Origin of the sequence: Streptomyces chlorus (assembly GCF_042655885.1) — a bacterium.
Classification (GTDB): Bacteria; Actinomycetota; Actinomycetes; order Streptomycetales; family Streptomycetaceae; genus Streptomyces; species Streptomyces chlorus.
In genome coordinates this window covers 15539-27674 of record NZ_JBHSOA010000012.1, presented here as the reverse complement: position 1 = coordinate 27674, position 12136 = coordinate 15539, and the positions used below count along the sequence as shown (strand labels likewise).

The window sequence follows — 12136 nt, the reverse complement described above, 5'->3', positions numbered from 1 at the left end:
AGCACGGACAGGGAGAACAGGACGTCACAGCGTCCGCAGCAGCACCGCCGGTTGCTCCACGCAGTCCGCCACGTACCGCAGAAAGCCGCCTGCCGTGCCGCCGTCACAGACCCGGTGGTCGAAGGTGAGCGAGAGCTGCACGACCTGCCTCACCGCCAACTCGCCCTCGTGCACCCAGGGCTTGGGGACGATGCGGCCGACGCCGAGCATGGCCGCCTCGGGGTGGTTGATGATCGGGGTGGAGCCGTCGACGCCGAAGACGCCGTAGTTGTTCAACGTGAACGTGCCGCCCGTGAGTTCCGCCGGCGTCAGTGTTCCCGTGCGGGCCGCCTCGGTCAGCCGGGCGAACTCCGCCGTCAGCGATTCCGCGTTGCGCGCGTGCGCGTCCCGTACGACAGGGACGACGAGCCCGCGCTCGGTCTGCGCGGCGAAGCCGAGATGCACGGCCGTGTGCTGGACGACCTCCCTGGCCGCCATGTCCACGGAGGAGTTGAGCTCGGGGAAGCGGGCCAGCGCGGCGGTGCAGATCCGGGCCAGCAGGGCGAGCACGGAGATCTTCGGCCCGCCGGCCACGGGGCTCTGGGGGCGCTCCTCGGCGAAACGCCGCATCGCGTCCCGTGCCCGCATCAGCTCGGTCGCGTCGGCGTCCACCCAGCAGGTCGCGTCGGGGATCTCGGTACGGCTGCGGGAGAGCTTGTCGGCCATGACACCGCGGATGCCCTTGAGGGGGATGCGGGTGGCCTCCGGGGCACCGACGGTCGGCATGTGCGCCTGCGCCTGCGCCGGTGCCGGTGCCGGTGCCGGTGCCGGTGCCGGTGTCTGCGGCACGGTCTGTGCCGACGTCTGCGGCACGCGCGGGTACGGCTCGGTGGTGGGCGTCCGGTCCTTGCCGGCCTGCGTTCCGGCGGCCCGGAGCGCGTACTCCACGTCCGCCCTCAGGATCAGCCCCTCGGGCCCGGAACCAGCCATCTCCCGCAGGTCCAGGCCGTTCTGCCGGGCCAGCCGGCGCACCAGGGGCGAGATCACGGGAACCGGCCCGTCCACCGCCCCGGCGGTACGGGCCTGCCGGGCAGCGGGTGGCCGTCCGCCGGCGGCGGCGGCCCACCCGTTCGCCGTGGGCGTGGTGGGCGTCGCCGACGCGCTCTGCGCCGGCTGCCCCGGCCGGACCCTGCGACGCCGGGCCGGCGCCTCCGAAGTGCCGTAACCGACCAGCACATTGCCGGAGCCCTCCGAGCGTGGGCCCTCCGCACGGGAGCTGTCGGCACGGGAGACATCCGTTGCGGAACGCGGCTCCCCCGCCGGACGGCCGTCGTCGTCGGCCGGGCCGCCCACCGCGACCGTGATCAGCGGGGCGCCCACCGGCACCTCGGCGCCCTCCTCGCCGAAGCGGGCGGTGACCACGCCCTCGTAGGGGCAGGGCACGTCCACCATCGCCTTGGCCGTCTCGACCTCGACGACCGGCTGGTCAACGGCGACGACCTCGCCGACCTCGACCAGCCAGCGCACGATCTCCGCCCCGGTGAGCCCCTCACCGAGGTCGGGGAGCTTGAACTCCAGCACCTGTGCCATCAGCTTTCGGCCTCCCACTGCAGACGCCCCACGGCATCCAGTATCCGGTCGACGCCGGGCAGGTGGTGACGCTCCAGCATCGGCGGCGGATACGGAAGATCGAACCCTGCCACACGCAGCACCGGCGCCTCCAGATGATGGAAGCAGCGCTCCGTGACCCGGGCCACGATCTCGCCGCCGGGACCGCCGAAGCCGCCCGACTCATGGACGACGACCGCGCGTCCCGTCCGCCGCACCGAGGCGCACACCGTCTCGTCGTCGAACGGCACCAGCGAGCGCAGATCGACGACCTCCAGGTCCCAGCCCTCGGAACGGGCCGCCTCGGCCGCCTCCATGCAGACGGGAACGGACGGCCCGTACGTGATGAGCGTGGCGCTCCGGCCGGAGCGCCGCACCACCGCACGGCCCAAGGGTTCAACGGTCGTCGGCCGCTCCGGGTTCCAGGAGTCCTTCGACCAGTACAGACGCTTGGGCTCGAGGAGGACGACCGGGTCGTCGGAGGCGATGGCGGCACGCAGCAGCCCGTAGGCGTCCGGGACGGTCGCGGGCGTGACGACATGGAGGCCGGGAGTCGCCATGTAGTACGCCTCGGAGGAGTCGCTGTGATGCTCGACACCGCCGATGCCACCGCCGTAGGGGATGCGGATGGTGAGCGGCAGGGACATCCTCCCTCGCGTGCGATTACGCATCCTGGCGACGTGCGACACCAACTGCTCGAACGCCGGGTAGGCGAACGCGTCGAACTGCATCTCCACGACCGGCCGCAGCCCGTACATCGCCATGCCGACGGCCGCCCCGAGGATGCCTGCCTCGGCCAGCGGGGTGTCCGTGCAGCGGTCCTCGCCGAACTCCTCGGCGAGTCCGTCGGTGATGCGGAAGACACCGCCGAGGGTGCCGACGTCCTCACCCATGACGTACACCGACGGGTCCGCGGCCATCGCGTCGCGCAGCGCGCGCGTGAGCGCCTGCGCCATGGTGGCCGGTTTGGCGGCGACGGTGGTCATCGCTGCGTCCTCCCCGACTCGGGTTCGGGTCCGGACTCGGCCTCCGCCGCAAGCTCGGCCCTCAGCTGCTCCCGCTGTTCCAGCAGCTGGGGGGTGGGCTCGGCATAGACGTGGGCGAACAGGTCCATGGGGTCGAGCACCGGGTCCTGGTTCATGCGCGCCCGCAGGTCGGCGGCCATGATCTCGGCGTCCTGGCGGACGGCGGCGACGCCGTCCTCGTCGAGCAGACCACGCCGGGTCAGTTCCTGTTCGAGGAGCGCGACGGGGTCGTGCTCCTTCCAGGTCTCCACCTCCGCCTCGCCCCGGTAGCGGGTCGCGTCGTCGGCGTTGGTGTGGGCCTCCACGCGGTAGGTGATCGCCTCGACCAGGGTCGGGCCACCGCCCGCGCGCGCGTGGCGCACGGCGTCGGCCAGGACCTCGTGCACGGCGGCCGCGTCGTTGCCGTCGACCAGACGGCCGGGCATCCCGTAGCCGACGGCCTTGTGGGCCAGCGACGGGGCCGCGGTCTGCTTGGCAAGCGGGACGGAGATCGCGAAGCCGTTGTTCTGGACGAGGAAGACGACCGGCGCCCGCCACACGGCGGCGAAGTTCAGCGCCTCGTGGAAGTCGCCCTCGCTGGTCCCGCCGTCGCCGACCATCGCCAGCGCGACCACGTCGTCGCCCTTGAGGCGGGCGGCGTGCGCGAGTCCGACGGCATGCGGCAACTGGGTGGCGAGCGGCGTGCTCAGCGGTGCGACCCGGTGCTCGTAGGGGTCGTAGCCGGTATGCCAGTCACCACGCAGGAGGGTGAGGGTCTCGACGGGGTCCACCCCGCGCGCGACGACGGCGAGCGTGTCGCGATAGCTCGGGAAGAGCCAGTCCTGCTCCTTCAGGACCAGCGCGGCGGCGACCTCACAGGCCTCCTGACCGGTGCTGGAGGGGTAGACAGCGAGACGGCCCTGCTTGGTGAGCGCGGTGGCCTGCGCGTTGTAACGGCGGCCCTTCACCAGCTCCGCGTACAGCCGGCGCAGCAGCTCCGGGTCGGCCGCGTCGGCCCGCCCGGTGCCGAGCACGCGGTACGGCTCCGGGTCGGGCAGCAACGGTGCGGGGTCGGTACGTGGCTGCCAGGCGGGCGGCGGGGTCGGCCGGTACGCGCCCCGCTGCTCCATGACCGTCATGACGGCACCTCCTCGTGGGAGCGGCTTATGGAGGCGCGGCGTCTGTGACGCGCCTCACCAACCGATTGTTCGGTCGTCGGCACATTTTGGCTACGGGTGGCACCAGGCTGTGGACAAACGGTTCTCCACAGCCTGGGATGGACGCAGTACGTCCATGACGGAGAGGCGGGGCCGGGTGTCGTCTGAACAAATGGCCGAGAGTCCGGAGGGGAGCGGGCCGCTGCCGCCCGCGCGCCCCCTGGACGTCATAGACCAGGACATCCTGCGCATGCTCCAGGCGGACGGCCGCGCGTCCGTCCGGTCCGTCGCCGACCGGGTCCATGTCTCCCGCGCGAACGCCTACGCCCGGATCAACCGGCTCGTGGAGGACGGCGTCATCCGCGGCTTCGGCGCCCGCGTCGACCACGAACGGGCCGGTCACAGCACCTCGGCGTACATCACCCTGAAAATCGTCCAGAACACCTGGCGCACGGTCCGCGAGCAGCTCCGGCAACTCCCCGGCGCCTCCCACATCGCCCTGGTGGGCGGCGACTTCGACGTGCTGCTCCTGGTGCACACCCCGGACAACCGGGCGTTGCGCGAGCTGGTACTGACCCGGCTCCAGGCGATCCCCGAAGTGCTCAGCACGCGCACCCTGCTGGTGTTCGAGGAGGAGGACCTGGAACCACAGAGGTGAACCGCCGGACAAGCCCAGGACTGCTCCCGGACAGCCCCACGCGGAACTGTCCCCTGCGAGGGCCACACCGGGCCGGTCCTGGAGCCAGGGCCTCTCGTGTGGATCGTGCCGGGCTCGCGGGCCCCGGCACCGCGCCTCGCCGCGTTGTCGGCGGCCCCCGGGGCCTCCTTCCCCAAGCTCTCGGCTCCTCCCCCACGCTCGGCTTCGCTCGAGCGGGGGGACCCCCATGAGCCGGTGGGGGTCCCCCACTGCCCGAAGAGCGTGGGCGGTGCCCCCTCCGGCACCGGACCCCGCTCCCCGATCCCGTCTGATCCAAACGAAAGACCCTAGGACGCCTTGCGCAGCCCGCCGAAGGCCAGCTGGACCACCGCGTCCGTCACCTCGCGCTCGCTCATGCCGCGCCCGTCCGGCCGGTACCACTCGACGATCGAGTTGATCATCCCGAAGACCAGCCGGGTCACCAGGCGCACTTCTATGTCGCCGCGCACGTCCCCGTCCGCCGCCGCGGCCTTCAGCAGTGCCGCCACCCGGTGGTCGAACTCGCGCCGCCGCTCCAGGGCCCACCGCTCGGTGCCCGTGTTGCCGCGCACGCGCAGCAGCAGCGTCACGTACGGCAGCTCCGCGATCAGGACCTCGACCATGCGCCGTACGACGTACTCCAGGCGCTCGGCGGCACGCCCCACGCGCGCGTGCTCCTCGTCGAGGATGCCGAAGAGCCCGTCCAGCGCCCGGCTCACCGCGCGCCGCAGCAGCTCCTCCTTGCCCGCCACATGGTGGTATATCGACGACTTGGAGATGCCGGCGGCCTTGGAGAGATGCTCCATGGAGGTGCCGTCGTAGCCACGTTCGTTGAACACCTGGACGGCGACGGAGAGCAGGGATTCCGGGGTATACGTGTCGCGCCTGGCGGTGGTCATGGGGTGTCCTCCCGCTTCTCGGTGGCGCACGCGTGCCGGTAGAGCGCGAGGGACGGCGCGTAGCGGCCGGACTGATCGCGCTCGTGCAGGTCCTCCAGGAGCGAGCCGGCCCATCCGCTGCCCAGGCGGCGGCTCCACTCGAAGGGCCCGAGGGGGTAGTTGACGCCCAGGCGCATCGCGGTGTCGACGTCCTCCTCGGTGGCCACGCCCTTGGCGACGGCCTCGTGCGCCAGATCGATGATCCGCGCCACCGTGCGCGCGACGATCATGCCGGGGACGTCCCCGATGACGCTGACCTTCTTTCCGAGCGCCTGGAACAGTCCGGTGGCCTCGGCGACGGTCCGCGCGGAGGTGTCCTGGGAGTGGGACAGGGCGATGCGCGTGGCCCCGCGGTAGTCCGGCGCCAGGTCGAAGTAGACGACATCCCGGTACTCCACGGAGGTCTGCCCGTCGGCGAGCGCCAGCTGGCCGCCACTGGGCAGTACCAGGCGGGTGCCGTTGTCCTCGTCCTCCGCGCGGACCTGGATTCCGGCCTCGCGGATCAGGGCGAGCAGATCGGAGGCGGGCCCCAGATCGCCCTCGGCGACCACGTACGCGGGTGGCCCGGCCTGCTCCGCGGTGTGCGGCTCGGGGCGCTCGGCGCCGTCCGCGTAGTCGTACCAGCCCCGGCCGCTCTTGCGGCCGAGACGGCCGGACTCGACCAGCCGGCGCTGGACCAGGGACGGTGTGAAGCGCACGTCCTGGAAGAAGGACTGCCACACCGAGTGGGTGACGGACTCGTTGACGTCCTGCCCGATGAGGTCGGTCAGTTCGAAGGCGCCCATGCGGAAACCGCCGGACTCGCGCAGCACCGCGTCGACGGTGGCCGGATCGGCCCCCTGGGACTCGTACACCGTGAAGGCCTCGGCGTAGAAGGGCCTGGCGATGCGGTTGACGATGAAGCCGGGGGTGTCGGCGCAGGCGACCGGTGTCTTGCCCCAGGCGCGGGCCGTCTCGTACGCGCGCGTGGCGTACGTGACGTCGGTGGCGAACCCGGAGACGACCTCGACGAGCGGCAGCAGCGGCGCCGGGTTGAAGAAGTGCAGGCCCACGAAGCGGCCGGGGACGCGCAGGGCGCCGCCGATGGCGGTGACCGACAGGGAGGACGTGTTGGTGGCCAGCAGGCAGTCGTCGGAGACGACGTCCTCCAGCGCGCGGAACAGCTCCTGCTTGACGTCGAGCCGCTCCTGGACGGCCTCGACGACCAGGGCGCAGTCGGCGAGTCCGGTGAGGTCGTCGGCGGGCAGCAGGCGGGCGCGGGCCGCGTCCCGGTCGGCGGCAGTGAGCCGTTCCTTCGCCACGAGCCGGTCGAGCCGGGCCACGATCCCCTCGGCCGCTTCCCGGGCCCGGCCGGGGACGGCGTCGTACAGCCGCACGGGATGACCCGCGACCAGTGCGACCTGGGCGATGCCCTGGCCCATGGTGCCGGTGCCGACGACGGCCACGGGGCTGCTGAGGTCGAGTGCTGTCATGTGCGCGATCCTCCCGCACGGGCTTGTCCACAGATGCGGCGGACCCCCTTGTCCCGACCGATCGTTCGGTTACTCTAACTCCGACCGCCCGACTTCCGACATCCCTTGCCTCCGACGCCCTTCCCTCCGGCGTCGGAAGCCGTCCCCGCCGTCCGGCACCGTCGGCTTCCGATGTCCCTGCCCCCCACCTCCTGCCCCAGGCTTTGCCCGGTCCCCGAACTCGACGAGGAGTTGGTCCCCGATGGCCGCCGAACTCACCGCGCAGCAGCTGACCGCCCAGCACCGGCCCACCCTGGACCGGGCACTGGAAGCGATCCGCACGCGCGCTTACTGGTCCCCGCACCCCGAGCACCCCAAGGCCTACGGGGAGAACGGCAGCCTGGACCTCGCGGCGGGCAAGGCCGCCTTCGACGCGCTGCTCGGCACCCGCCTCGACCTCGGTCAGCCCGGCACCGACGACTGGGTGGGCGGCGAGACCTCGCCGTACGGTCTCGAACTGGGCGTCAGCTACCCGCACGCGGACCTCGACGTGCTGCTGCCCGCCATGCGGGCCGGGATGCGGGCCTGGCGGGACGCGGGCGCCGAGACCCGCGCGGTGGTCTGCCTGGAGATCCTCAAGCGGATCAGCGACCGGACGCTCGAGTTCGCCCATGCGGTCATGCACACCTCCGGCCAGGCGTTCATGATGGCGTTCCAGGCCGGCGGCCCGCACGCGCAGGACCGTGGCCTGGAGGCGGTGGCGTACGCGTACGCCGAGCAGGTGCGCACCCCCGACACCGCGCAGTGGACCAAGCCGCAGGGCAAGCGCGACCCGCTGGTGCTGACCAAGCGGTTCACACCGGTCCCGCGCGGCATCGGCCTGGTCATCGGCTGCAACACCTTCCCGACGTGGAACGGCTATCCGGGCCTGTTCGCCTCCCTCGCCACCGGCAACGCGGTCCTGGTCAAGCCGCACCCCCGGGCGGTGCTGCCGCTCGCGCTCACCGTCCAGGTCGCGCGCCAGGTGCTCACCGAGGCCGGCTTCGACCCGAACCTGGTGGCGCTGGCCGCCGAGCGTCCCCAAGCTCTCGGCTCCGCTCGAGCAGGGGAGACCCCGATCGGCGAGGGCATCGCCAAGACCCTGGCCACGCGTCCGGAGATCCGGATCATCGACTACACCGGCTCCACGGAGTTCGGCGACTGGCTGGAGGCCAACGCCCGCCAGGCGCAGGTGTACACGGAGAAGGCCGGCGTCAACACGGTGATCGTGGAATCGGCCGGCGACTACAAGGGCATGCTCGCCAACCTGGCGTTCTCCCTGTCGCTCTACAGCGGCCAGATGTGCACCACCCCGCAGAACCTGCTGATCCCGCGCGACGGCATCACCACCGACCAGGGCCCCAAGTCCTTCGACGAGGTCGTCGCCGACCTGGCGCGGGCGGTCGACGGCCTGCTCGGCGACGACGCGCGCGCGGGCGGCCTGCTCGGCGCGCTCGTCAACCCCGGCGTCAAGGCTCGTCTGGAGGCCGCCGCCGGCCTGGGCGAGGTCGCCCTCGCCTCCCGCGAGATCGCCCACCCGGAGTTCCCGGACGCGGTGGTCCGTACGCCGGTGATCGTGAAGCTGGACGGTGCGAAGCCGGACGCCGAGGCCGCCTACATGAGCGAGTGCTTCGGACCGGTCTCCTTCGCCGTCGCCGTCGACTCGGCGTCCGACGCGGCGGAGCTGCTGCGGCGCACCGTCCGCGAGAAGGGCGCGATGACCGTCGGCGCGTACACGACCTCCCCGGAGTTCGAGGAGGAGGTGCGGGAGGTCTGCCTGGAGGAGGCCGCCCAGCTCTCCCTCAACCTCACCGGCGGGGTGTACGTCAACCAGACGGCCGCCTTCTCCGACTTCCACGGCTCCGGCGGTAACCCGGCGGCCAACGCGACCCTCACCGACGCCGCGTTCGTGGCCAACCGCTTCCGGGTGATCGAGGTGCGCCGGGAGGCGTAGGCCCGGCCGGCGCGGAAGGCGCTCAGGCGGGTGCGCCCCCGGTGGCGCTCCAGTGGTACAGCGTCATGGCCACACTGGTCGCGAGGTTGTAGCTGGAGACCTGGGGGCGCATCGGCAGCGCCACCAGATGGTCGGCACGCGCGCGCAGCTCGGGCGAGAGCCCGCTGCGTTCCGAGCCGAAGGCGAGCAGCGCGCCGTCCGGCAGTTTCAGCGCGCGGATGTCCTGGCCCTCCGGATCGAGTGCGAACACCGGGCCGACGGGCAGCTCGTCGACGGACAGCCGCTCCACGGCGGTCGCGAAGTGCAGCCCGGCCCCGCCACGCACGACCGTGGGATGCCAGGGGTCGAGGGTGCCGGTGGTGACGACCCCGGTCGCCCCGAAACCGGCGGCCAGCCGGATCACGGCGCCCGCGTTGCCCAGGTTGCGCGGCTGGTCCAGGACCACCACGGGCGCGGTGCGCGGGGTCTGCGCCAGCCTGGCCAGGTTGCCCGCGCGGGAGGGGCGTACCGCGAGGGCGGCGACGGCGGTGGGATGTGGGCGCGGGACGAGCGAGGCGTACGTCTCGTACGGCACCTCGGCCAGCAGCGTCGCCAGTGCCTCCCGGACATCCGGGGCCAGCTCGTCGGCGAGGGCGAGCGCGGCGGCCCGGTCCGCGGTCACCGCCGCCTCGACCTCGGCCCCGAAGCGCACGGCGTGCTTGAGGGCGTGGAAGCCGTCGAGCAGAACCGCACCACCGCTGTGCCGGTGCCAGCGGGCCACGGGGGCGGTGTCCTGGGCGGGGGTCGTAGGGGGCACGGAGTTGCTGTCGGGGGCGGTGTCGCGGTCGGGGGCGGCCATGACATGCAGCCTACGGGCGCGTGCTGGGTGCTTTTCCGGGCGCGGGGACGGTCGGCCCCTGACCGGCCTGCTCCTCCCGGTCCACGTGATCCACCTGATCCAGGTGATCCACCGGCTCTCCTGGGCTCCCGGTCCTGGGTACGGGCACCGGCGCGCCGCCCGCGCGCGTGCGCGGCGGCAGGATCCGGAGTATCCGGGTGCGTACCCACCCGTAGGCGCGCCTGCAGGCGTTGCCCATGCGGCGCAGGAACGACGTCGGCAGGAAGACCGCGTCGGCCGCGATCATCGCCAGGGAGAAGAAGGGCAGCCCCAGGACGACGGCGATCACCGCGTGCTCGGTGATCATGAGCGCCAGGAGCAGGTTCTTGACCCGCCGATTGAACAGGGTGAACGGGAAGGCGACCTGTACGGCGACCGTCCCGTAGGTCACCAGCATCACCAGGGTGCCGCTGGCGGTCAGCAGGTCACCGAGGGCCGGCCAGGGGGAGAAGTACTCCAGGTGCAGCGGGTAGTGCACCGCGGTGCCGTCCTGCCAGCGGGAGCCCTGGATCTTGTACCAGCCGGCCGTGGCGTAAATCAGACAGGCCTCGGCCATGATCACCAGCAGGGCACCGTTGTGCACGATGTTGGCGACGACATCCAGCAGGCCACGCGGCTGCGGGGTCCTCGCGTAGCGCCCCACCAGCCACCACAGCGCCTGCGCCAGCCATACGGTCCACAGCAGCGCCGGGACGAACCAGTCGCCGTCCATCCGGCCGGCCAGGGTCGCCAGGAGCAGCAGGAAGCCCAGCACCCCCCACAGCGCGGGGCCCGTCCGGTCCTGCGGCCGCTCTCCACGCGCGCGTACCTCGTCCGCGCGCCGGGCGCGCCTCGCGTCCAGGGACCACACCTGGCCGCAGCGCGTGAACACGAGGTAGACCGACATCAGGTGCAGGACGTTGTCGCCGCCGTCGCCCATGAAGACGCTGCGGTTCTGCAGCGACAGCACGCCCACCATGAACAGCACCGACATGGTGCGGGTGCGCCAGCCCAGCAGCAACAGGACGCTCCACACCACCGCGAGCAGGTAGAGGGCCTCGAACCAACCCTGGCCGTCCGACCACAGCAGCGCGGTGAAGGCGCCGTTGGACCCGACGAGCTGATCGGCGAGGTCCCAGTCCCACGGGCCGTCGGGCCCGTACAGCTCCTGGCGGTGGGGGAACTCGCGCAGCAGGAACAGCAGCCAGGTCGCGCTGAAGCCGATCCGGATCACCGCGGTCTGATGGGGGCCGAGGGCGGAATCGGTGACCCGCGCGACGGCGCCGGAGACCTTGAGCAAGAAGCGGTTCACCCGATGCCTCCCCGGGCCTCGTCCTTGGGCACCGGCCACCAGGGCAGCGTGCGGTACACCAGCTTCGTGGAGACCTCTTCCTCGCTCCACTCCGGCGGCGGCACGTTGGCCGTGCGGGAGCGGACCTGGATCCGGTCGACGACACCGCCCGGCCCGGCCGCGTCCGACCGGTCGAGACGCATCACCATGATCCGGCGCAGATACGACTCGGCCAGCGTGCCGCGCATCCCCACCGGCCGGCCCTCGCCGTCGTGCGTGGCGACGAAGAAGTCCCAGGCGCGGCGCAGCTCGTTCTGCTGGGTGTGGCTGGGCAGGAGGTTGCCGTCGATGGCCCGGCCGTCCTCGGCGGACAGGTCGTACCAGCCGGTGGTCCGCACTCCCCCGTCCGGCGTCAGGACCTCGGCCCGGACCTGGACGGAGATGTTCTGCTGCAACGGGTTCGGCGCGAACAGCTTCCAGTTCTGCTCGAACTCCGGGTAGATCCAGTCCTCGATCGCCTCGGCGTGCCCCTTGGAGACCGTGTTCGCGGGCGCGACGTAGAGGAACGTCATGCCTATGTGCACACAGACGACGACAGCGACGATCCCGAGCGCGACGGCGGCGACGATCCGATGCCGGAGGGAGAGGGCGGCCACGCCGGTACGGGGCTCAGGGGTCGGGGGATCCGCGTCCGGGGCCGGAGGGACATCCGAGGCCGGAGGGACAACCGGAGCCGGAGGGACATCCGGAGCCGGAGGGACATCCGAGGGCCGGGGATCGTCCTGGGCTGCGGGCGCCGGTGCGGGAGCGGGCGGGAAGGAGGGCGGGGCAGGGGCGCTCGGCACGCCCGGCCCGGTCCGCCCGTGCCGGGCGTGCGAGCCCTCGTCGTACGCGTCCATCCCGCCCCGTCCCCACAGTCCCGGTCCCCACTGGTCCCGGCCCGAATCCCGGTCGATCGCCGCCGCCGTCCGGCGTGCGGGGGCGAGGTGCCGCCCGCACACCGCTTCGCAGCGTCGCACGGGAACGGTACTCAGCACCGGCCATCGCGGCACAGACCCAGCGGTCCGCGCGTTCCGTGGCCGTCACCACATCCACGGCCGGCCCGGTTGCCCACAGGCGGCCCGCCCCGCCGACGATCCCGCCCCCGCAGGTTATCCACAGCTGTTGACACCTCGCGGTGCCC

10 protein-coding genes are annotated in these 12136 nt (G+C 72.4%); 2 read left to right on the top strand and 8 right to left on the bottom strand.

Going from position 1 to position 12136, the window contains the following annotated elements; all coding sequences use genetic code 11:
- Window positions 1-24: 24 nt before the first annotated feature.
- The 3 genes from ACFPZI_RS06925 to pdhA are packed head-to-tail and all read right to left on the bottom strand — an operon-like array spanning window position 25 to window position 3730.
- A complete protein-coding gene (locus tag ACFPZI_RS06925) occupies window positions 25-1569 on the bottom strand; it encodes a dihydrolipoamide acetyltransferase family protein (protein ID WP_381359639.1) in 1545 nt (514 codons plus the stop codon).
- Window positions 1569-2573, bottom strand: coding sequence for an alpha-ketoacid dehydrogenase subunit beta (locus tag ACFPZI_RS06920; protein WP_381359637.1), 1005 nt, complete (start codon window positions 2571-2573; stop codon window positions 1569-1571). The genes ACFPZI_RS06925 and ACFPZI_RS06920 overlap by 1 nt, the downstream gene beginning before the upstream one ends.
- On the bottom strand, window positions 2570-3730 hold the full coding sequence (gene pdhA, locus ACFPZI_RS06915; protein WP_381359634.1) for a pyruvate dehydrogenase (acetyl-transferring) E1 component subunit alpha: 1161 nt from the start codon (window positions 3728-3730) through the stop codon (window positions 2570-2572). Before pdhA ends, ACFPZI_RS06920 begins: the two co-directional genes overlap by 4 nt.
- Before the next feature lie 190 nt (window positions 3731-3920).
- On the opposite strand from pdhA, the gene ACFPZI_RS06910 reads away from it, so the two are divergent.
- Window positions 3921-4406 carry an Lrp/AsnC family transcriptional regulator gene (locus ACFPZI_RS06910; RefSeq protein WP_381359631.1) on the top strand — a complete coding sequence of 162 codons (486 nt, stop codon included), beginning with the start codon at window positions 3921-3923 and terminating at the stop codon, window positions 4404-4406.
- A 326-nt stretch (window positions 4407-4732) separates the two neighbouring features.
- Here the strand turns inward: ACFPZI_RS06910 and ACFPZI_RS06905 are convergent, their stop codons facing one another.
- Together ACFPZI_RS06905 and ACFPZI_RS06900 are read right to left on the bottom strand one after the other, a co-directional pair.
- On the bottom strand, window positions 4733-5323 hold the full coding sequence (locus ACFPZI_RS06905) for a TetR/AcrR family transcriptional regulator (protein WP_381359628.1): 591 nt from the start codon (window positions 5321-5323) through the stop codon (window positions 4733-4735).
- Window positions 5320-6834 (bottom strand): 3-hydroxyacyl-CoA dehydrogenase, encoded by a 1515-nt coding sequence (locus ACFPZI_RS06900; protein WP_381359625.1) that lies wholly within the window; start codon window positions 6832-6834, stop codon window positions 5320-5322. Before ACFPZI_RS06900 ends, ACFPZI_RS06905 begins: the two co-directional genes overlap by 4 nt.
- A gap of 241 nt (window positions 6835-7075) precedes the next feature.
- Between ACFPZI_RS06900 and paaN the strand changes: the two genes are divergently transcribed.
- Entirely contained in the window at window positions 7076-8806 is a 1731-nt protein-coding gene (gene paaN / locus ACFPZI_RS06895) for a phenylacetic acid degradation protein PaaN (RefSeq protein ID WP_381359624.1), read from the top strand.
- A 22-nt stretch (window positions 8807-8828) separates the two neighbouring features.
- Here paaN and ACFPZI_RS06890 read toward each other — a convergent pair whose 3' ends face one another.
- The 3 genes from ACFPZI_RS06890 to ACFPZI_RS06880 are packed head-to-tail and all read right to left on the bottom strand — an operon-like array spanning window position 8829 to window position 11852.
- Complete coding sequence (locus ACFPZI_RS06890) at window positions 8829-9644, bottom strand: TrmH family RNA methyltransferase (RefSeq protein WP_381359621.1); 816 nt, start codon at window positions 9642-9644, stop codon at window positions 8829-8831.
- 10 nt (window positions 9645-9654) lie between these two features.
- Window positions 9655-10974: an HTTM domain-containing protein gene (locus tag ACFPZI_RS06885; protein WP_381359618.1), complete on the bottom strand. Its 1320-nt coding sequence runs from the start codon at window positions 10972-10974 to the stop codon at window positions 9655-9657.
- Entirely contained in the window at window positions 10971-11852 is an 882-nt protein-coding gene (locus tag ACFPZI_RS06880; RefSeq protein WP_381359986.1) for a DUF5819 family protein, read from the bottom strand. The genes ACFPZI_RS06885 and ACFPZI_RS06880 overlap by 4 nt, the downstream gene beginning before the upstream one ends.
- Window positions 11853-12136 lie beyond the last annotated feature (284 nt).

Excerpts from the sequence above, each read along its gene's own strand:
- ACFPZI_RS06925 (WP_381359639.1), bottom strand. The coding sequence starts at position 1,569 with ATGGCACAGGTGCTGGAGTTCAAGCTCCCCGACCTCGGTGAGGGGCTC.
- ACFPZI_RS06920 (WP_381359637.1), bottom strand. The coding sequence starts at position 2,573 with ATGACCACCGTCGCCGCCAAACCGGCCACCATGGCGCAGGCGCTCACG.
- pdhA (WP_381359634.1), bottom strand. The coding sequence starts at position 3,730 with ATGACGGTCATGGAGCAGCGGGGCGCGTACCGGCCGACCCCGCCGCCC.
- ACFPZI_RS06910 (WP_381359631.1), top strand. The coding sequence starts at position 3,921 with ATGGCCGAGAGTCCGGAGGGGAGCGGGCCGCTGCCGCCCGCGCGCCCC.
- ACFPZI_RS06905 (WP_381359628.1), bottom strand. The coding sequence starts at position 5,323 with ATGACCACCGCCAGGCGCGACACGTATACCCCGGAATCCCTGCTCTCC.
- ACFPZI_RS06900 (WP_381359625.1), bottom strand. The coding sequence starts at position 6,834 with ATGACAGCACTCGACCTCAGCAGCCCCGTGGCCGTCGTCGGCACCGGC.
- paaN (WP_381359624.1), top strand. The coding sequence starts at position 7,076 with ATGGCCGCCGAACTCACCGCGCAGCAGCTGACCGCCCAGCACCGGCCC.
- ACFPZI_RS06890 (WP_381359621.1), bottom strand. The coding sequence starts at position 9,644 with ATGGCCGCCCCCGACCGCGACACCGCCCCCGACAGCAACTCCGTGCCC.
- ACFPZI_RS06880 (WP_381359986.1), bottom strand. The coding sequence starts at position 11,852 with ATGGACGCGTACGACGAGGGCTCGCACGCCCGGCACGGGCGGACCGGG.